This is a genomic window from Modestobacter sp. VKM Ac-2978, from assembly GCF_026968025.1.
Classification (GTDB): domain Bacteria; phylum Actinomycetota; class Actinomycetes; order Mycobacteriales; family Geodermatophilaceae; genus Modestobacter.
In genome coordinates this window covers 541,209-559,700 of sequence record NZ_JAPVBP010000002.1, presented here as the reverse complement: position 1 = coordinate 559,700, position 18,492 = coordinate 541,209, and the positions used below count along the sequence as shown (strand labels likewise).

At 75.8% G+C, this 18,492-nt stretch carries 17 protein-coding genes; 7 read left to right on the top strand and 10 right to left on the bottom strand.

Features of this window, described 5'->3' with window-relative positions:
- Nucleotides 1-90 precede the first annotated feature (90 nt).
- The 4 genes from O2W53_RS06500 to mraZ all read right to left on the bottom strand — a co-directional run bounded on the left by O2W53_RS06500 (nucleotide 91) and on the right by mraZ (nucleotide 4,476).
- Nucleotides 91-1,953 carry a peptidoglycan D,D-transpeptidase FtsI family protein gene (locus O2W53_RS06500; protein ID WP_269162185.1) on the bottom strand — a complete coding sequence of 621 codons (1,863 nt, stop codon included), beginning with the start codon at nucleotides 1,951-1,953 and terminating at the stop codon, nucleotides 91-93.
- 3 nt (nucleotides 1,954-1,956) lie between these two features.
- A complete protein-coding gene (locus O2W53_RS06495; protein WP_269162184.1) occupies nucleotides 1,957-2,730 on the bottom strand; it encodes a hypothetical protein in 774 nt (257 codons plus the stop codon).
- Nucleotides 2,727-3,704 (bottom strand): 16S rRNA (cytosine(1402)-N(4))-methyltransferase RsmH, encoded by a 978-nt coding sequence (gene rsmH / locus O2W53_RS06490; protein ID WP_036340705.1) that lies wholly within the window; start codon nucleotides 3,702-3,704, stop codon nucleotides 2,727-2,729. Before rsmH ends, O2W53_RS06495 begins: the two co-directional genes overlap by 4 nt.
- A 337-nt stretch (nucleotides 3,705-4,041) precedes the next feature.
- Nucleotides 4,042-4,476 carry a division/cell wall cluster transcriptional repressor MraZ gene (gene mraZ, locus O2W53_RS06485; RefSeq protein WP_036340702.1) on the bottom strand — a complete coding sequence of 145 codons (435 nt, stop codon included), beginning with the start codon at nucleotides 4,474-4,476 and terminating at the stop codon, nucleotides 4,042-4,044.
- Nucleotides 4,477-4,713: 237 nt separating this feature from the next.
- On the opposite strand from mraZ, the gene O2W53_RS06480 reads away from it, so the two are divergent.
- The 4 genes from O2W53_RS06480 (at nucleotide 4,714) to O2W53_RS06465 (ending at nucleotide 10,528) form a co-directional block, all read left to right on the top strand.
- Nucleotides 4,714-5,763, top strand: coding sequence for an AAA family ATPase (locus tag O2W53_RS06480; RefSeq protein WP_269162183.1), 1,050 nt, complete (start codon nucleotides 4,714-4,716; stop codon nucleotides 5,761-5,763).
- A gap of 32 nt (nucleotides 5,764-5,795) precedes the next feature.
- The gene (locus tag O2W53_RS06475; RefSeq protein ID WP_269162182.1) at nucleotides 5,796-7,148 is read left to right on the top strand and encodes a DUF58 domain-containing protein; all 1,353 of its coding nucleotides are present in this window, start codon (nucleotides 5,796-5,798) and stop codon (nucleotides 7,146-7,148) included.
- On the top strand, nucleotides 7,145-9,496 hold the full coding sequence (locus O2W53_RS06470) for a transglutaminase family protein (RefSeq protein WP_269162181.1): 2,352 nt from the start codon (nucleotides 7,145-7,147) through the stop codon (nucleotides 9,494-9,496). Before O2W53_RS06475 ends, O2W53_RS06470 begins: the two co-directional genes overlap by 4 nt.
- 75 nt (nucleotides 9,497-9,571) lie before the next feature.
- Entirely contained in the window at nucleotides 9,572-10,528 is a 957-nt protein-coding gene (locus O2W53_RS06465) for a ribose-phosphate diphosphokinase (RefSeq protein ID WP_269162180.1), read from the top strand.
- A 76-nt stretch (nucleotides 10,529-10,604) separates the two neighbouring features.
- On the opposite strand, the gene O2W53_RS06460 is transcribed toward O2W53_RS06465, so the two are convergent.
- The 3 genes from O2W53_RS06460 to O2W53_RS06450 all read right to left on the bottom strand — a co-directional run bounded on the left by O2W53_RS06460 (nucleotide 10,605) and on the right by O2W53_RS06450 (nucleotide 13,245).
- Nucleotides 10,605-11,042: a DUF3040 domain-containing protein gene (locus tag O2W53_RS06460; protein ID WP_269162179.1), complete on the bottom strand. Its 438-nt coding sequence runs from the start codon at nucleotides 11,040-11,042 to the stop codon at nucleotides 10,605-10,607.
- A gap of 140 nt (nucleotides 11,043-11,182) precedes the next feature.
- A complete protein-coding gene (locus tag O2W53_RS06455) occupies nucleotides 11,183-12,421 on the bottom strand; it encodes a DNA polymerase IV (protein ID WP_269162178.1) in 1,239 nt (412 codons plus the stop codon).
- Between the two features lie 104 nt (nucleotides 12,422-12,525).
- Nucleotides 12,526-13,245 (bottom strand): permease, encoded by a 720-nt coding sequence (locus O2W53_RS06450; protein WP_269162177.1) that lies wholly within the window; start codon nucleotides 13,243-13,245, stop codon nucleotides 12,526-12,528.
- Between the two features lie 225 nt (nucleotides 13,246-13,470).
- On the opposite strand from O2W53_RS06450, the gene O2W53_RS06445 reads away from it, so the two are divergent.
- The 3 genes from O2W53_RS06445 (at nucleotide 13,471) to O2W53_RS06435 (ending at nucleotide 16,039) form a co-directional block, all read left to right on the top strand.
- Entirely contained in the window at nucleotides 13,471-13,755 is a 285-nt protein-coding gene (locus tag O2W53_RS06445; protein WP_164700447.1) for a hypothetical protein, read from the top strand.
- 78 nt (nucleotides 13,756-13,833) lie between these two features.
- Nucleotides 13,834-15,081 carry a cupin domain-containing protein gene (locus O2W53_RS06440; protein ID WP_269162176.1) on the top strand — a complete coding sequence of 416 codons (1,248 nt, stop codon included), beginning with the start codon at nucleotides 13,834-13,836 and terminating at the stop codon, nucleotides 15,079-15,081.
- Nucleotides 15,050-16,039 carry a sucrase ferredoxin gene (locus tag O2W53_RS06435; RefSeq protein ID WP_442929273.1) on the top strand — a complete coding sequence of 330 codons (990 nt, stop codon included), beginning with the start codon at nucleotides 15,050-15,052 and terminating at the stop codon, nucleotides 16,037-16,039. The genes O2W53_RS06440 and O2W53_RS06435 overlap by 32 nt, the downstream gene beginning before the upstream one ends.
- Before the next feature lie 31 nt (nucleotides 16,040-16,070).
- Here O2W53_RS06435 and O2W53_RS06430 read toward each other — a convergent pair whose 3' ends face one another.
- From O2W53_RS06430 to O2W53_RS06420, 3 genes are all read right to left on the bottom strand, one after another.
- Nucleotides 16,071-17,240 (bottom strand): alkaline phosphatase family protein, encoded by a 1,170-nt coding sequence (locus O2W53_RS06430; protein ID WP_269162174.1) that lies wholly within the window; start codon nucleotides 17,238-17,240, stop codon nucleotides 16,071-16,073.
- Nucleotides 17,241-17,248: 8 nt separating this feature from the next.
- Nucleotides 17,249-17,992, bottom strand: a complete 744-nt coding sequence (locus O2W53_RS06425; protein WP_269162173.1) for a class I SAM-dependent methyltransferase — start codon at nucleotides 17,990-17,992, stop codon at nucleotides 17,249-17,251.
- A gap of 170 nt (nucleotides 17,993-18,162) precedes the next feature.
- On the bottom strand, nucleotides 18,163-18,432 hold the full coding sequence (locus O2W53_RS06420) for a hypothetical protein (RefSeq protein ID WP_164700432.1): 270 nt from the start codon (nucleotides 18,430-18,432) through the stop codon (nucleotides 18,163-18,165).
- Between the last annotated feature and the right edge of the window lie 60 nt (nucleotides 18,433-18,492).

The following is an 18,492-nucleotide window of genomic DNA, read 5'->3' as shown; positions in this document are numbered from 1 at the left end:
GTCCAATCTACCGGCGCGGAGGACGACGGCCCGATCACCTCCTGACCCCGTGTCGCGCCGGTGGGTGGGCAGCTCCCTGCGCCGACGGGTTCAGGGGGCGGTGAGGGTGAAGTCCGGGCGCGGCGCACCGGAGGGGACGACGCCGCCGGAGATCAGCGCGTACCGCATGACGTCGGCGAAGACGGGGGCGGCGACCTGGCCGCCCTCGGCGTCGCTGGTGGGCCGCTCGAGGTCGACGGCGACCACGTACTGCGGGTCGTCGGCCGGGGCGTAGCCGACGAAGGTGGTGAAGTAGCCACCGCCGGCGTAGCTGCCCGTCTCCGGGTTGGCCCGCTGGGCGGTGCCGGTCTTCCCGGCGACCCGGAAGCCGTCGATCTCGCCCAGTGGCGCAGTGCCCCCGGGCCCGACCACCGCCTCCAGCATGTAGGTCAGCTGGTCGGCGGTGGACTCGCTGACCACCCGCACGCCCTCGGGCTGCGGCACGTCGGTGACGGTGCCGTCCTCGGCGGTCACCGAGGAGACCACCCGCGGCTCGATCCGCACCCCGTCGTTGGCGAGGGTCTGGTACACCGACGCCATCTGCAGGGTGGTCACCGACACGCCCTGACCGATCGGCACGTTGGCCGCGCGGCTCTCGGTCCAGTCCGCCGAGTCCTCCAGGATGCCGGCGCTCTCCCCGGGGAGCTCGATGCCGGTGGTCGACCCGAGCCCGAAGCGGCGCAGGTACTCCTCGAACGTGCTGTCGCCGACCTCCCGGGCCAGCATGATCGACCCGACGTTGCTGGACTTGGCGAGGATCCCGGTGACGGTGAAGTCGATCGGCTCGTGGTCGTGGGCGTCGGTGACCACGACGTCCCCGGCCTGGATGTGCCCGTCGACGTTCAGCACCGTGTCCTTGGTGGCCTTGCCCTCCTCGATCGCGGCGGCCAGGGTCACCGCCTTCAGCACCGAGCCGGGCTCGTAGACCTCGGAGAGGACCGGGTTGCCGAGCAGGTCCGGGTCGGTGGTGTTGTAGCTGCCCGGGTCGTAGCCGGGGCAGGAGGCCATCGCCACCACCTCGCCGGTCTGCACGTGCTGGACGACGGCCGACGCCGTGGTCGTCGCCTCGTCGGCGCAGGCGGCGTCCAGCGTCTGCTGCACGACGAACTGCAGGTCCTGGTCCAGCGTCAGCTGCACGGTGCTGCCGTCGGTGGCCGGCTGGGTGTCGTCGATGCCCGAGGGGATCGGGTTGCCGACGCCGTCGACCTCGATCCGCTCCTCACCGTCGATCCCGGCCAGCACGTCCTCGAAGGTCTGCTCGATCCCGGCGAGGCCGTTGCCCTCCTTGCCGACGAAGCCGACCAGCTGCCCGCCGACCGCGCCCGCCGGGTACAGCCGCACGGGGTCGTCCTGGAAGACCAGGCCGGCCTGCGTCGAGGCCGGGAGCTCCCGGATCTGGTCGGTGACGTCGGTGCTGACCTCATCGGCCAGGACGACGTAGCGCCCCTCCCGGGAGAGCTTCTCGACGAGCTCGTCGACCGGGACACCGAGCAGCGTGGTCAGCGCCAGCGCCGTGCGGGTGGGGTCGGAGACCAGGGTCGGGTCGGCCGTCACCCGCTTGGCGTCCACCGAGTAGGCGAGCACCTTGCCGTTGCGGTCGGTGATCTCCCCGCGGACGGCCTCGATCGGGTACGTGCGCATCCGGTCGTTCGCGGCGGCCTGCGCGTAGGCGGCCCCGTCGACCCCCTGGAGCACCACGAGCTTGCCGACGACCACCACCAGCAGGGTGATCAGGAACGCCAGCCCCCAGCGGTTGCGCTGGTCCCGCTCCGCCAGCCCCAGCGGGTGGAGCCGCCGCGCCCCGGGCTCGCGACGGGACAGCGGCGCACCGCGCCCGGCCGGGCCGCTGGGTCGCGCCGGGGTGCGACGGGCCCCGACCGGACGGTTCGGCGGCAGTGGACCTGCAGGGGGCACGGATCAGTTCCCGGGGGTCGGCGACGCGGCGTCGGCGGGCAGGGGGTCGGTCGGCGCGGGATCGGTGGTGGAGCCGGACTCCGTGGCGGTGGCCTCCGGGTCGGTGGCCTCCTGGTCGGCGGCCTCCGGCTCGACGGGGGGCGTCGCCGGCGTGGCGCTGCCCAGCAGGACGGAGCTGCCGTCGGGCTGCAGCACCAGGTGCGCCGCGTCCCCCGGCGGGACCAGCCCGACCGCGGCAGCGGCGCGGGCCAGTTCGGCAGCAGTGTCGGCAGCGATCACCTGCTGTTCCAGTCGAGCCACCTCCTTGGCCTGCTCGGCCATCGCGACCCGCTGCTCGGTGGCGCGCAGGGAGTCCACGGCGATCGCGGTGTTGAGCAGGAGCAGGCCCAGCGTCGTCCCGACCAGCAGGGCGACGAGCACCACGACGAACGGCGCCCGGCGACCGCGCAGCAGCGCCCGCCGGCTGCCGCGGGGCGCGCGGGCCGGGGTCGGCCGGCTGGGCGGCACCAGCCGCAGCTGCGGACCACTCGGGACCGGTCCGCTGCGCCGGGGCGGGGCGACCCGGGGCACGTGCACCGGGCCGGTGGTCGCGCGGCCGGTGGTCCGGGCCGTCGTGGTCCGGGCGGTCGTGGTGCGGGCGGTCGTCGTCCGGGCCGTGCCCGCGCGGGTCGCCCCGGTGCGGGCGGTGCTGCCGTGCGGGGTGCGCGGCGTCGGGGTGCGCGGGGTGGAGGTGCGGGGGCTGCTGCTCCGCGGGGCGGAGCGCGCCGGCTGGCTCATGCTGCCCGCCGGAGGCGTTCGGCGGCCCGGACCCGCGCCGAGGCGGCCCGTGGGTTGACGGCGAGCTCGGCGTCACCGGGCGCCTCACCGCCCCGGGTGACCAGCTTCAGCACCGGAGCGTGCTCGGGCATCGGGACCGGCATGCCGGGCGGCGTGCGGTCGGTGGCCTCTGCGGCGAGCGTCTGCTTCACGATGCGGTCCTCGAGGGAGTGGAAGCTGATCACGACCAGTCGGCCACCGATCGCGAGCGCGTCGATGGCGGCGGGCAGGGCGCGGGAGAGCACCCCGAGTTCGTCGTTGACCTCGATCCGGAGGGCCTGGAAGGTCCGCTTGGCCGGGTGTCCACCGGTGCGGCGGGTGGCGGCGGGGATCGAGGAGCGCACCAGCTCGGCCAGCCGGGCGGTGCCGGTGAACGGCTCCCGGGCGCGCTCGCGCTCGATGGCGGCGGCGATCCGGCCGGCGAAGCGCTCCTCGCCGTAGACCTTGAGCACCCGGGTCAGCTCGCCCCGGGAGTAGGTGTTGACCACGTCGGCCGCGGTGCGGGGCCCGGTGGGGTCCATCCGCATGTCCAGCGGCGCGTCGGTGGAGTAGCTGAACCCGCGGGTGGGGCGGTCCAGCTGCAGGGAGGAGACGCCGAGGTCGAACAGCACGCCCTGCACCTCGTCGACGCCGAGCTCGGCCAGCACGTCGGGCAGCTCGTCGAAGACGGCGGGCACCAGGGTGGCGCGCTCGGCGTGGCCGGCGGCGGTGATCCGGGCAGCGGCCTCGGCGCGGGCGTCGGGGTCCCGGTCCAGGCCGATCAGCCGGAGCCCCGGATGGGCCCCCAGCAGGGCCAGGGAGTGGCCGGCCAGACCGAGCGTGCAGTCGACCAGGACGGCGCCCGGTGCGCTCAGCGCGGGGGCGAGCAGCTCGGTGACCCGGTCGAGGAGGACGGGGACGTGCAGCGCGGGCCCGGCGGCCTCGGGGCTGCTCATCGACGAGTTCCTCTCCGGGCGCAGGGGTGGGCTGGGCGAGGGGTGGGGCCCAGTGGGGTGGGTGGTGGGCAGTGGAGTGCCGGTGGGGCGGGAGGAGCGCCCTGCCCCGGCCCGCTGCCCCGCCCGGCTCGCCTGGCGCCGGGGAAGCGGTACCAGGTGGAGCCGAGCTGGGGCAGCTGGGCGGGTGGGGCGGTCGGTGCGGTGGACGTCGAGCCGGGGGGAAGTCGGCTCGCGGTCCGGGTCCGGTCGAGCCGCGGGGAAGTCGGCTCGTCCAGGGGTGGGGCGGGGTGGGGCGTTCGGGGTGGTGCGGTCGGTGGTGGGGTGGGTGGAGGTCGACTCAGGACAGGGTCGGCATCCCCTCGCTCTCCATCGCGGCGAAGACCGCCTCCTGCTCGGCCACGTAGGCGTCCCAGGTGCCGGAGTCCCAGATCTCGAAGCGGGTGTCGACCCCGACGACGACGACGTCGCGGTCCAGGCCGGCGTACTCCCGCAGGGTGGCGGGGATGGTGATCCGGCCGGTCTTGTCCGCCTCGACCTCGACCATCGAGCCGAAGCTCATCCGGGCGTGCATGCGGCCTGCGTTGGTGTCGGCCGGCGCCATGGACTTCAGCGCGGCGCTCTGCTCGGCGACCCGGGCCATGGTCAGGCCGTAGACGCAGCGCTCCTGGCCCTTCTTGATCACCATGCCGTCGGCCACCAGCTCGCGGTACCGGACCGGGAGGGCGAGCCGGCCCTTCTCGTCCAGACGCAGGGGGTAGCTGCCGACGAACACCGGATCACCCCCTGCATCAGTCCTCCTGTGGTCGTGCCGGGCACCGTCCGTGGCCCCAGCCTCCCCATTGCGCGACACAGTAACCCACTGGCCCCCACTGGACACCACTCCTCGCCGTGTCGCCCCCTCTCCTCCACCGCGCCCCACCGGCCACCTCCGGGGCGCGGTGCGGCAGCGGAACGGCATCGGGACGGCATCGCCCGTGCACGCCGCTGATCAGCACGTACCGTGAGCGGGGTGACCGAGGGCACGGCAGAGCTGCGGTCGGACCGGGGGACGACGGAGCTGCGCTCCGCACCCCGGCACGACACCGGCCAGGACGCCGCAGCGACGCAGCCGGAGACCGACGTCGACGTGGCGGCCGAGGGGGCGCAGCTCGCCGAGGCGATCGGCCGCGTGGTGGAGGGCAAGCCCGACGTCGTCCGGCTGGCGCTGGTCGTGCTGCTGGCCGAGGGCCACCTGCTGATCGAGGACGTCCCCGGGGTCGGGAAGACCACCCTGGCCAAGGCGCTGGCCCGCACCATCGACGGCACGGTGCGCCGGATCCAGTTCACCCCCGACCTGCTGCCCAGCGACGTGACCGGGGTGGCCGTCTACGACCAGGAGTCCCGGGCGTTCGAGTTCAAGCCCGGCGCCGTCTTCGCCAACGTGGTCGTGGCCGACGAGATCAACCGGGCCTCGCCGAAGACCCAGTCGGCCCTGCTGGAGTGCATGGAGGAGCGGCAGGTCACCGTCGACGGCGTCACCTACGAGCTGGCCCGGCCGTTCATGGTGGTCGCGACGCAGAACCCGCTGGAGATGGAGGGCACCTATCCCCTCCCGGAGGCGCAGCGCGACCGGTTCACCGCCCGGGTCTCGATGGGCTACCCGGACCGCGACGCCGAGCTGGCGATGCTCGGCGAACGGGCCACCGTCGACCCGCTCACCGCGCTCACCCCGGTCGTCGACGCCGCGCACGTGCGGACCCTGGTGGCTGCGGTGGGCCGGCTGCACGTCGCCGAGCCGCTGCGCCAGTACGTCGTCTCGCTGGTCGAGGCCACCCGCCGCTCCCCCGACCTGCGACTGGGTGCCTCACCCCGGGCGGGGCTGCAGCTGCTGCGCGCCGCCCGCGCCACCGCAGCGCTGGCCGGTCGCGACCACGTGCTCCCCGACGACGTGCAGGCCATGGCGGTGCCGGTGCTGGCGCACCGGCTGCTGCTGACCCCGGACGCGGCGCTGGCGCGCCGGGACGCACAGCGGGTGGTCACCGACCTGCTCGCCACCGTGCCCGTCCACGGCGGCCGCTGAGCCGGCCCACCCCAGAGACGGACACCCCGCCCATGGCCCGTACCCGGATCGCCGACGCCGCGTCCTCCCTCACCCTGCGCGGCCGCTGCCTGGTCGCCGCCGGGCTGACCCTGGCCGCGCTGGGCGCCCTGCTCGGCGAGCGGGCGCTGGTGCAGCTGGCCGTGTTCGTGCTCGCCCTGCCGGTGGTGTCGGCCGTCGGGGTCGCCCGCCAGCGCTTCCGGGTCGCCACCCGGCGCACCGTCACCCCGGCCCGGTTGCCGCGCGGCGGGTCCGCCGACGTGCTGCTGGAGGTGGCCAACACCGACCGGCGCCCGGGCGGCCTGTGGTTGCTCACCGAGCACCTGCCGGTCGACCTGGGCCCCCGGCCGCGCTTCGTCGTGGAGCGGCTGCTCAGCGGCAGCACCGCCCCGCTCCGGTACCGGCTGCACGGCTCCCGGCGGGGCCGGTACACACTCGGGCCGCTGAGCCTGCGGCTGGTCGACCCCTTCGGCCTGGTGCTGCGCACCGCGACCGGCACTGACACGGCCGCCCTGCTGGTGCTCCCCCGGGTCGTGCCGCTGTCCGGTGGCGGGGCGCTGACCGGCGCCGGCGGCGACGGCGGCGAGGGCGCCCGCCGTTCGATCGCCGTGCACGGCGAGGACGACGTCAGCACCCGGGAGTACCGCTACGGCGACGACCTGCGCCTGGTCCACTGGCGCGCCACCGCCCGCACCGGCGAGCTGATGGTCCGGCTGGAGGAGCGCCCGTGGCGAGCCGCGGCGACCGTGTTCGTCGACACCCGGTCGACCGTCCACCTGCTGGGGGGAAGCGTCGACGGTGCAGCCGGTGACCCGGCCCCGCCGCAGGACACCCTGGAGTGGGTGGTGGAGGCCGCGGCCAGCATCGGCACCCACCTGCTGCGCCGGGGCGCAGCCCTGCGCGTGGTGACCGACGGCGGGGAGCTCACCCCGGCCCTCGGCCGCGGGCAGCTGGGCCCGGACGAGCTGCTCGAGCGACTCGCCGGACTGGGCGGTGCGCCCCAGCCCGGGCTGCAGCTGGGGGTGGAGGCGCTGCGCCGGTCGGGGGCCGACGGTCCGGCAATCTGCCTGCTGGGCCTCGTCGACCCCGAGGACGTCGCGGCGCTGGTCCGTGCCCGGTCGGGCCCGGGCCGGGACGTCGCGGTGCTGGTGGACGCGGCGGGCTGGCTGGACGGCGGGGCCACCCGGGGCCGGCGTGCGCTCGGCCCCGCCGCCCGGGTGGAGCTGTGCACCCGGCAGCAGCAGGCCGGCGACCTGTTCCGCGCGGCCGGCTGGCAGGTGGCCGTGATCGGCCCGGACCAGAGCGTGGCGCAGCTGTGGAGCCAGGTCGGCAGCCGGGCCGGCGTCGCAGGGCCGGTGCCGGCGTGAGCGGTCAGGTCGACGAGCTGCCCCGGGCGACCCGCGGCGGGCCGGGCACCGGGATCGCGGTCGCGGTCGCCGTCGGACTGGGCGCGCTGGCGCTGGACCCGGTCTTCGCCGCCCGCACGTGGCTGCTGCCGGTGACGATGGTGGTGGCCGCCGTCGGCCTGGGCGGGGTGGCGCTGCGGGCGCTGCTGGACCGGCTGGTCGACTCCGCCGCGGACGACTCCCCGTGGTGGTCCGGCCCGGCCCGACTGGCGGTGCCGCTGGGCCAGGTGGCCCTGGTGCTCGTCGTCCTGACGATCGTCTTCACACCCGAGCGCGCCTGGGCGGGCGTGCTGCCGACGCTGGGCAGCCTGGCCGACCTGGCCGGATTGCTCGGGGACGGCACCGCGGAGATCCAGGAGCAGGCCACGCCGGCGTTGCCGTTGACCGGGCTGGTGGCGCTGACCACCGTCTTCGTCGCCCTGATCGCGCTGGCCGTCGACCTGCTCGCCGTCCCCGCCCGCCAGCCGGCGCTGGGTGGGCTCGGTCTGCTGGTCCTCTACTGCGTCCCGGTGAGCACCGTGATCGGGGAGGTCGCGCTGATCTCCTTCGCCGCCCCGGCGGCCGGGTTCGCGGTCCTGCTGTGGGCCGACCAGCGGGCGCGGCTGGTCGGGGACGCGCGGGGTGGCAGTGGGTCGCCGATGGGCACCGGCACCCTGCCGGCCCTGCGCACCGGCGTGGTCGCCCTGGTCGCCGGCCTGCTGGTGCCGGCGTTCGTCCCCATGCTGGCCGAGGGCTCGCTCGCGGCGGGGCTGGGCGGGGCGGGCACCGGCAACGGGGTGGGCACATCGCTGGACCCGGTGGCGGAGATGGCCGGCCAGCTGACCCTGCCCGAGCCGATCGACCTGCTGCAGGTCGACGCCTCGGTGGCCGACCCCGGGTACCTGCGCTCGGTGTCGCTGGACGAGTACAGCGGCGACGTCGGCTGGCGGATGAGCAACCTCGACGGCCAGGAGTCGATCGCGACCGACGGACCCCTGGCGCCGCTCCCCGACCCGCGGTCCAGCCGTGCGGTGACGGCTCGGGTCACCGTGCTGCAGCACGACGACCGCTTCCTCCCGCTGCTGGACTCCCCGCTGTCGGTGCAGGTGCTGGGCTCCGAGGACGAGGACTGGCGCTTCGACCCCGCCGCCCGGACCGTCTTCGGCCGGGACGTGACCACCGGGGGGCTCGCCTACCGGTTCACCGCCCAGCAGCCGCAGCCGAGCACGGCCGAGCTGACCGCCGCGCCGCTGGTCCCGGGCGACCCCCTGGTGGAGCGCTACACGGCGCTGCCGGAGCTCGACCCCACCGTCACCGCCCTGGCCGACCAGCTCACCGACCCGGCGCAGTCGCCCTACGAGCGGGTCCGGGCCGTGCTCGGCCTGTTCACCGACCCGGCCAACGGCTTCGCCTACAGCCTGTCCACCAGCCAGGGCACCACCGGCGACGACCTCGCCGACTTCCTCCGGCTCAAGCGGGGCTACTGCGAGCAGTACGCCGGCGCCATGGCCGTGCTGGTCCGGGCAGCCGGGGTGCCGGCCCGGGTGGTGCTGGGCTACACGCCCGGCCAGGTCGGCGAGGACGGCGACCGGGTGGTCACCACCGACGACGCGCACGCCTGGGTCGAGGCCTGGTTCGCCGGCATCGGCTGGATCCCCTTCGACCCGACCCCGATCGCCGCCGACCGCGCCGTGGAGCTCCCCTGGGCGCCCCGCACGGACGGGGTCGACGACGCCCCGGACCCGGCCACGCCGGACGCCGGCGCCCCGCTGCCGGCAGCGCCGAGCGCCGAGCTGGACCGCGACGACCAGTACGTGCCCCCGCTGGCGCCCCAGGCCGCACCTCAGCAGCAGCTCACGCCGTGGCTGCTCGGGGCAGCGGGCAGCCTGGTCGTCCTCGCCCTGGCCGCGGTGCCGTTCGCCGTCCGCCGCAGTCAGCGCGCCGCCCGGCTGGCCGACGGACGGCCGGGCGCCCTGTGGGACGAGCTGCTGGCGACCACCGCCGACCTGGGCACCGAGCTGCCCGACACGTCGACGGCACGCCAGCTGGCCCTCGAGCTGGCCCAGCGGCTCGCCGCCACCGACCCCGCCGCGGTCCCGGCGGTGCGGACCCTGGCGCTGGCCCAGGAGCGTTCGGTGTACGGCCCGCCGGCGGCCCGGCCCGGACCGGACCCGACGCTGACCCAGGCGCTGACGACGGTGCGGCGGGCGTTGCTGCGGTCCTCCTCCCGCGGTCAGCGGGTCCGGGCGGCGGTGTGGCCGGCCTCCACGCTCGCGACGGCCGCACGGTGGGCGGCCGCCCGGGCCCCCCGCCGACCCCGCCCGGCCTGACCGCGGAGCCGGAGCTGGTTACGGTGGCCGGAGTCGGTGGCGTCGTCACCGCTCCCCCCACCTGCGGAGTGCCCCTTGCGTGAGATCGCCGTCTTCGCCGGCAGTGCCCACCCCGAACTCGCCGCGGAGATGTGCGCCCAGCTGGGCGTGCCGCTGCAGCCGGTCCGGAAGACCCGGTTCGCCAACGACTGCCTCGAGGTGCAGCTGCAGGCCAACTGTCGCGAGCGTGACGTCTTCCTCGTGCAACCGCTGGTCACCCCGGTGCAGGAGAACCTGGTCGAGCTGCTGCTGATGATCGACGCGGCCCGCGGCGCCTCGGCGGCCCGGATCACCGTCGTGATGCCGCACTACGCCTACGCGCGGTCGGACAAGAAGGACGCGCCCCGGATCTCCATCGGCGGCCGGCTGATCGCCGACCTCATGGTGGCCGCCGGGGCCAGCCGGGTGCTGGCCATGACGCTGCACTCACCGCAGGTGCACGGCTTCTTCAGCGTGCCGGTCGACCACCTGCACGCGCTGCGGGAGCTGGCCGACCACTTCCGGGCCCTGGACCTCTCCCGCACCACCGTCGTCTCCCCCGACCTGGGCAACGCCAAGGAGGCAGCGGCCTTCGCCCGCCGGCTCGGGGTGCCGGTCGCGGCGGGCGCCAAGCAGCGGTACGCCGACGACCGGGTCAGCATCAGCGCCGTCATCGGGGACGTCGCCGATCGCGACGTCATCGTGCTGGACGACGAGATCGCCAAGGGCAGCACCGTGCTGGAGCTCATCGACCGGCTGCGGGACGCCGGCGCCCGCACGATCCGGGTGGCCTGCACGCACGGCCTGTTCACCGCCGGTGCACTGGAGCGGATCGGCGCCCAGGCCGACGTCGTGGAGATCGTCTGCACCAACACCGTGCCGGTGCCGGCCGGGGCGTCGGAGAAGCTGACCGTGCTGTCGGTGGCCCCCGCGCTCGCCCAGGCCGTGCAGCGGATCCACGACGGGGAGTCGGTCAGCGCACTGTTCGACACCGCGGCGACCACCGACGCCTGAGCCGCCCGGAGAGGCCAGCAGCCGCCGTCCCCGGACGGGACGGCGGCTGCTGGCTCAGCGGGTGGGCCGACGCGCGCTACTGGTCGTAGCGGCGGCGGAAACGCTCTTCGAGGCGGCCCTTCAGCGGCTGGCGGCGCGGCTTCGCGCTGCTGCTGCCACCGCGGCCGCCCCCCGCCGGACGCCCGGCGGGACCCGAGCCGGAGTCGGCCGGCACGACGCCGGTCGCGGCCTTGTAGTTCAGGACCCCGAGGACGGCACCCCCGAAGGCCACCAGGAAGCCCAGCACGCCGACGATGACGTTGGGCAGGGCCACCCCGCCGACCACCACGGCCAGGCCGATGACCACCAGGACGGCGCCCAGTTGGAGCTTGCGGCGGGCCTTCTGTCGCCGGTCGCCGGTACGGACCGTCGAGGCGAACTTCGGATCGTCATCGACGAGGGCGCGCTCGATCTGCTCCAGCAGACGCTGCTCGTGCTCGGAGAGCGGCACGTCGACCTCCAGGTACAAGTGCAAGAAACCACCGGCGGCAGTCCGCCCGCGGTGACACCGAGGATACGAGCCGTTTGCGGCCTGCGAAAGGCGAGTCGCCGTCGACACTCCCGGCGATGCCCCGGTCGGCACCCCGCGGCACCCCTGACGGGCAGACGGCCAGCTCAGCGGGGCGTTCTCGGAGACGGGTCGCGCGCAACCGGACCGGTGCCCGGGACCTGCCGGCGACCGAGCAGGGTGGCCGGCCGGACGGCACCGGCCCCGAAGCGCCGGGCGGCCCGGTCGGCGGCCAGCTCGGCGTCCCGCCGGCCGTGCTCGCGAGCCCCCAGCTCGAGCTGGCGGGCGGTCGCCTCGGCCTCCACCAGCCCCTCGGCCCGCACCCCGACCAGCCGGATGCGGGCCCGGTCCAGCCCCAGGGCGTCGAAGAGCGTGCGGGCGGTGTCGTACAGCTCCTGGCCCACGTCGGTGGGGACCTTCAGCGTGCGGGAGCGGGTGATCGTGGTGAAGTCGGCGAAGCGGATCTTCACGGTCACCGTGCGGGCCAGGTGACCGGTCGAGCGCAGCCGCCCCGCCGTCCGCTCGGCCAGGTGCAGCAGCTCCCGGTGGATCACCTGCGGGTCGTCGACGTCGGTGCCGAAGGTCTCCTCGGCGCCGGTGGACCGGTCGGGCTCGTCGGGGACCACCCGCCGGGGGTCCCGCCCCCAGGCGAGCTCGTGCAGGTGGCTGCCGGCCGCCTGGCCCACCGCCCGCTGCAGGGTCCGGGCCGGCACGTGCGCCAGGTCGCCGACGGTCCGCAGGCCCAGCCGGAGCAGCACCTCCTCGGTCTTGGGACCGACGCCCCACAGGGCGCCCACCGGCAGCGGGTGCAGGAAGTCCATGACCTCGGCCGGTGGCACCACCAGCAGCCCGTCGGGCTTGGCCCGGGTGGAGGCCAGCTTGGCGACGAACTTGCTGCCGGCCACCCCGACCGAGCAGGTGATCCCCTGCTCGTCGTAGACCCGGGCGCGGATGTACTCCCCGATCGCGACCGGGTCGCCCAGCCGGCGCCCGCTGCCGGAGACGTCGAGGAAGGCCTCGTCCAGGCTCAGCGGCTCGACCAGCGGGGTGACGGAGCGGAAAAGCGCCATCACCGACCGGGACACCTCGGCGTAGAGGTCGAGGTCGCCGGGGAGCACGGTGGCCGTCGGGCACAGGCGCAGCGCCCGGGAGGTCGGCATGGCGCTGTGCACCCCGTACCGGCGGGCCTCGTAGGTGGCCGAGGTGACGACCCCACGGTTGCCCACCCCGCCGACGATGACCGGCGTGCCGGCCAGCTCGGGGTGCCGGCGCACCTCGACGCTGGCGAAGAAGGCGTCCATGTCGACGTGCAGCACCGTGCAGCCGGCAGCCCGGTCCCTGGTCACTGCGCCCCCTGCGTCCCCGTGGGTCGAACAGGTGTTCGACCCACGGGGACGATAGCGGGTCAGGCGCCGGGACCGTGGTCGGTCCCGGCGCCTGTCGCGACGGATCAGCGGGTGGTGGTCACCCGGTCGTCCTCGGTGTCCTTCTTGGCCGGCCACATCTTGGCCCCGAGGACGCCACCGAGCGCCGACAGGATGATGGCCACGCCCATCACCAGGACGGCCCAGCTCGCGACCGACTGGGCGTTGTCCACGACCGGGGCGAGCTGTGCTGCGGGGGCGTTGCTGTTCTGCTGCAGCACACCGAGCTGGCCGATGGCGTCACCGACCGCGCCCAGGACCGCACCGCCGCCGAGCAGGCTGAGGACGAGGAACGTCGCCATGCCGAGCGCCCACACCAGGATGCCGTGCAGGATGCCGTCGCTCACCCCGCGCCAGATCGCCGAGGCCGCCGCGGTCAGCCCACCGAGGAAGAAGGCGCCCCACAGGATCGCCGTGCTGATCCAGTCGGCGTTGGAGCCGCCGGCACCCTCGATGTCCCACCAGCCGAGGGCGAAGGTGATCAGGTTGAACAGGACGAACGAGGAGATGGTCACGAGCAGGCCCGCCCACACCGGGCCCCAGCGGACCCGGTCACGCCGCGGCGGGGCCACCGACACGTGCGTCGGCTCCTCGCGCCGATCGACCTCGCGGACCGCCGGCTCGCGGACCACCGGCTCGGCGTGCACCTCGCGGGTCGCGCCGACGGTCGTCTCCCGCGTCGCGTCGCTGCCCGGGGTGGTGGCCCCGGAGGTGGTGGCATCCGTACGTGCACGACTCTCTGTCATGGCCTTTGTCCTCTCGTGCGTCGTCTCTTGTGGCGTGCACGCTCTGACATGCCCACTCACGATCACCCGCACCAGGCACGTCGGATCGTGACCGGATCGTCATCCGGTGATGCGGGAGCCGGGACGGCACCCCGGTCCGGGCAGGTGTGGGCAGTCGATCATCGCGGTAGAACTGGTCCAGGTGGTCCCCGACCGGTGGCCACGACCTCGACGATCGGAGGAGCCATGGCGCTCGACGACGACGACATGACCAGCACAGAGGGACCGGCCGACGGCGGCGCCGAGGGCACGCCGGGCCAGCACGACGGTGGTGCTGACGGCGGTGCCGATGGTGGCGCTGACGGCGGTGCTGACGGCGGTGCTGACGGCGGTGCCGATGGTGGTGCCGACGGCGGTGCCGACGGTGGTGCCGACGGCGGTGCCGACGGTGGCGCCGAGGGCCCGGCCGACTCGGGTGCCGGCGGCGGCACGCCCGGCCAGCACGACGGCGGCGCGGACGGCTCGGCCTGACCGTGTCCGACCCTGAACTGCCGGGCCGGGGGCACCACCCGCCCCGCACTGCGCCGCTGCATCCGGGTCGAGCCGGAGGTGTTCGCCGCCGAGCACTGGTCCCGCCGGCCCCTGCTCTCCACCGCCGCAGAACTCGGCGGCACGTTCACCGACCTGCTCGACCTGCCAGCCGTCGACGAGCTGCTGAGCACCCGCGGCCTGCGCACGCCGTTCCTGCGCATCGCCAAGGACGGCGCCGTCGTGGACACCAAGCGCTTCACCAGCCCCCAGGGCGCCGGCGCGGAGGTGGCCGACCAGGTCTCCTCCGACGCGGTGCTGCGGCTGTTCGCCGACGGCAGCACCGTCGTCCTGCAGGGCCTGCACCGGCTGTGGCCGCCGCTGATCGAGTTCGCCGGTCAGCTCGCCGCCGACCTCGGGCACCCCACGCAGGTCAACGCCTACATCACCCCGCCGTCCTCGCGCGGGTTCTCCCCGCACTACGACGTGCACGACGTGTTCGTGCTGCAGGTCGCCGGCGAGAAGCACTGGACGATCCACGAGCCGGTGCTCACCGACCCGCTGCGCACCCACCCCTGGACCGACCGCGCCGCCGAGGTCGCCGCCGCCGCGCAGCGTCCCCCGGTGATCGACGCGGTGCTGCGTCCCGGCGATGCCCTCTACCTCCCCCGCGGCTACCTGCACTCGGCGGTCGCGCTCGGGGAGATCAGCGCGCACCTGACCGTCGGCGTGCACTCGGTGACCCGCTGGGGCGCCGTGGAGTCCGCCCTGGACCTGGTGCGCACCCTCGCCGCCGAGGACCCCGCGCTGCGCGGCTCGCTGCCGCTCGGCGTCGACCTGGCCGACCCCTCGGCCACCACCGAGGACGTCGCCGCGGTGCTCTCCGGGCTGCAGCGCTGGCTCGGCGAGGTCGACCCCGCGGCCGTGGCCGACGCGCTGCGGGCCCGCACCTGGGCGCAGGTGCGGCCGGCCCCGGTGTCCCCGCTGGCCCAGTCCGGTGCGGTCGCCGCGCTGTCGGTCGACACCGTGCTCCAGGTGCGACCGCTGCTGCGCCTGCAGCTGCGCGACCCGGACGGCGGACGGGTGGCGCTGGTCGCCGGCCGCCACACCCACGACCTGCCGGCCGACACCCACCCGGCCCTGGCCGCGCTGCTCGCCGCGGGCGAGCTAAAGGTCGGTGACCTGCCCGGGCTCGACGCTGCCGACCAGCTCACCCTGGCCCGCCGGCTGGTCACCGAGGCGATCGCGATCGTCCCGGACGCCCGCGCCGGGGCACCGGCAGCCGACGCCGGGCACGATGGGGGCCGTGGCGACACCGGTGGGGCCTGAGCCGACCGGCCCGGTCCACCCCGACCCGGGGTCCCCCGCACCCCGGTCGACCCCGGCCGGCCGGCTGGACCCGGCCCGCTGCTCGGTGCAGGCCCTGCTGCGCGGGGACTCCCCCGTCGCCACCGCACCACCGGCCCGACGCTGGCTGCTGGTCGAACAGCCCGGCCCGTGGGGGCGGGACGCCCTGCTGGAGTCCCGCTTCGACCGGCGGGTCGCCTCCCGGCTGGCGGCCCGGGCCCGTGAACTGGGCATGCGGATCCAACTGGTCCGCCGGCCCGGGGAGAGGTCGACGGAGGGCGGTCGCCGCTGGGCGGTCGCGGACACGACCCCCGGCCGGGAGACCGTCCGCTGGTCGACCCGGGAGGACGACGCCGAGCTGCTCCAGCTGCCCTGGGACGGCTCGGTCGGCGAACCGACGCAGGTGCCGACCTACCTGGTCTGCACGCACGGCGCGCACGACGTCTGCTGTGCCGTCCGCGGCCGCCCGCTGGCCCGGGCGCTGCCCGCCGCCGGGGCGGCCGCCGACGTCTGGGAGACCAGCCACCTCGGCGGTGACCGGTTCGCCGCCAACGTCGTCGTCCTGCCCTGGGGCCTGGTCTACGGGCAGGTGCCCGGGGACGGCCGGGTGCTGCTCGACGCGCACGCCGCCGGCCAGGTGGCGCTGCCCTTCCTCCGCGGGCGGGCCGGACTGGCGCCGGCCGCCCAGGCCGCGCAGCACCACGCCCGCGGGGAGCTCGGTCTGCTCGGGGTGGGCGACCTGCCGCCGCGGCGGGTGCGCGGGCTGCCGTCGCCGGCGCCCGGGATCGAGCGGTTCGAGGTGACCCTGGCCGGGCCGGACGGCGACGTCGTGGTCAGCGTGGAGAGCCGGCTGTCCGCGGAGTCGCACCGGCTGACCTGCGCCGCCCCGCAGCCGGGCCACTGGCGCACCTGGCACCCGCTGGCCCTGCACCCGGCCTGAGGCCCACAGCGCTCAGCCCAGCCCACGGCGCTCAGCCCAGCGCGCGGCCGCGGGCGGCCAGCAGCGGGATCGCCAACTCCGCCGGGGTGAGCGAGCCGTGGTAGGCGGCCAGCCTCGACCCGAACGGGTCCTGCTGGACGTCGGTGAACGCCCAGCTGCCCCGGGCCAGCGCGACGACGTCGCCGATCCGGTCGGCCAACTGCTCCTGGACCTCTCCGAAGACCCCGCTGTCGACCGCCTCCGCTCGGCTGACCACCCAGGCACGGTCCCCGAGCACCGTGCGCCAGGCGGCGAGCACGTCGTCGGCGGCCCCGGGCTCGGCGTGCACGTAGCGGGCCCGCGGCTCGCCGGCGAGCAGCCGCACGCCGTCGGTGAGCGCGGGCTCCGCCCCGATGTCGAGCCGGGTGGAGCCGGGGACGTCGACCATGCCGTGGTCGGCGGTCACCAGCAGCACGGCGTCCTCGGGCAGCCCCTCGACCAGCTGCTCGACCAGCCGGTCGACGATGCCGAGCTGGGCGCGCCAGCTGGGCGAGTCGACGCCGCGGACGTGCCCGGTGAGGTCGAGCTCGGCGGTGTAGCCGTAGACCAGGCTGCGCTCGCCGGTGCGCAGCGCCGCGTGCATCTCGGCGACCAGGTCGCCGTGGCTGACGGAGCTGGCGTAGTCGGCTCCGCGGTAGGCGGCGCGGGTGAGGCCGGAGCCGGCGAAGGCGTGCGGGGCGACGACGGTGCACGAGACGCCGGCGGCGGTGGCCTGCTCGAAGACGGTGGGCTGGGCCTGCCACTGCAGCGGGTCGGGGTCGTCGGCCCAGTGGACGTGGTTGAGGGTGCGGCCCTCGCCGGGCACCTCGGTGACGAAGCCGAGCACCCCGTGGCTGCCCGGCGGCAGGCCGGTGCCCAGGCTGACGAGGCTGACCGGGGTGGTGCTCGGGCAGGGTGCGGACAGCGTGCCGACGGGGGTGCCGAGTGCGTTGAGCACCGGCGCCTGGCGCGGGTGGGCGGCGACCAGCTCGGCACCCAGGCCGTCGACCAGCAGGACGGCGACCCGGCGGGCGCCGGCCACGGCGGGGGTCAGGTCGAGCGGACGTCCGGTCGGTCCATCGCGGCGGGCCGGGAGCCCGAGGGCGCTGGCGACGCCGGGCAGCACGTCGGCGAGGGTGGCGCTGCCGTAGGGCGGGAGCTGGAGGCCCTCGGGCAGGCTCATCCCGCGGGTCAGCCGGCGGTCGGGCGGGTGGCGAGGACGTGCAGGCCGGTGGCGACGTCCCGGTAGGGCGAGACGCCGGCCAGCGCCAGCTCCAGGGCGCGCAGCGCATCGGGGTCGGCCCCGGAGGAGGCGCCCAGCAGGTCGGCGACGACGGCGACGCCGTGCCACTCCCCCGGCTCCAGCCCGGCGCCGGTGAGCAGCGCGAGCAGCTCCGCGGGGTCGAACCGCCGGTGGGCGGGGGCACTGCGGGCGGGGGCCGGGTCGCGGTCGGCGAGCAGGGCGCGCGCCTCGACCGGGTGCCCGCTGATCGCCCGCCCGAGGACGGCGCCGGCCCGGTTGGCCACGGCGAGGGAGAGCTGCCCGCCGGGGCGGAGCGCACTGGCGAGCTGCTGCAGCGTGCTGGCCGGCTCGTCGACGACCTCGAGCACGAAGTGGCACAGCACCAGGTCGAAGAGGGCCCCGGACGGGAGGGCGGTGAGCATCCGGTCGCCGTCGCCCTGGACACCACGGACCCGGTCGCCCGCACCGACGGTGGCGGCCCGGCGGTGCAGGGTGGCCAGTGCGTCCGCGCTGGGGTCGACGACGGTGACCTGGTGGCCGAGGGCGGCGAGCGGGACGGCGAACATCCCGCTGCCGCCGCCGAGGTCGAGCACCTGCAGCGGGGAGCCGGCCGCGACCAGCGGGTCGAGCGCGGCCCAGATCGCCGCGGTTCGGGCCGGGGCCTGCGCGGCAGTGGCCGGGGAGGTCGTCACCCAGCCGAGCCTAGTGGCGGACCACCCGGCTCGGACCGGTGCCGCCGCAGCGCGCACGGTGCGCCGCCCCCTGCCGTGCGCCCGCACAGATCAGCGCAGCCGCTGGACGCAGCCTGGCTCCGGGGGGAGGGCGCCCACCCCGCTGGATCGCGGGTGGGCGCCCTCGGAGATCAGCTGCCGGTCTCGGTGACGCCGAACAGGAGCACGCGCCGTTCGACGTCGTAGTGGACCGTCTCGGTGTTGGTCAGCAGGTCCTGCAGGTTGTCCGCGTCGTCCGGGTCGAGGGTGAGGACCTCTTCCCAGGCGCCCTGGTCGAGCACGAGCTGCAACGTGTACGTGCCGGGCTTCCCCGGCTCCCCGGCCGTCCAGCTGAACTGGTAGTGGCTCAGCTGGCGGACCTTGATGGTGTTGTCGGTGACGGGCTGCGGGACCTCGGGCATGGGACTGCCTCTCGACGGTGGAGCCTGCCGGGCACTGCACCCGACCTGAGGACTGTGCTA

Bases quoted from the DNA above. Each gene is read 5' to 3' on its own strand.
- O2W53_RS06495 (WP_269162184.1), bottom strand. From the start codon at position 2,730: ATGAGCCAGCCGGCGCGCTCCGCCCCGCGGAGCAGCAGCCCCCGCACC.
- rsmH (WP_036340705.1), bottom strand. From the start codon at position 3,704: ATGAGCAGCCCCGAGGCCGCCGGGCCCGCGCTGCACGTCCCCGTCCTC.
- O2W53_RS06475 (WP_269162182.1), top strand. From the start codon at position 5,796: ATGGCCCGTACCCGGATCGCCGACGCCGCGTCCTCCCTCACCCTGCGC.
- O2W53_RS06450 (WP_269162177.1), bottom strand. From the start codon at position 13,245: ATGACAGAGAGTCGTGCACGTACGGATGCCACCACCTCCGGGGCCACC.
- O2W53_RS06445 (WP_164700447.1), top strand. From the start codon at position 13,471: ATGGCGCTCGACGACGACGACATGACCAGCACAGAGGGACCGGCCGAC.
- O2W53_RS06435 (WP_442929273.1), top strand. From the start codon at position 15,050: ATGGGGGCCGTGGCGACACCGGTGGGGCCTGAGCCGACCGGCCCGGTC.
- O2W53_RS06430 (WP_269162174.1), bottom strand. From the start codon at position 17,240: ATGAGCCTGCCCGAGGGCCTCCAGCTCCCGCCCTACGGCAGCGCCACC.
- O2W53_RS06420 (WP_164700432.1), bottom strand. From the start codon at position 18,432: ATGCCCGAGGTCCCGCAGCCCGTCACCGACAACACCATCAAGGTCCGC.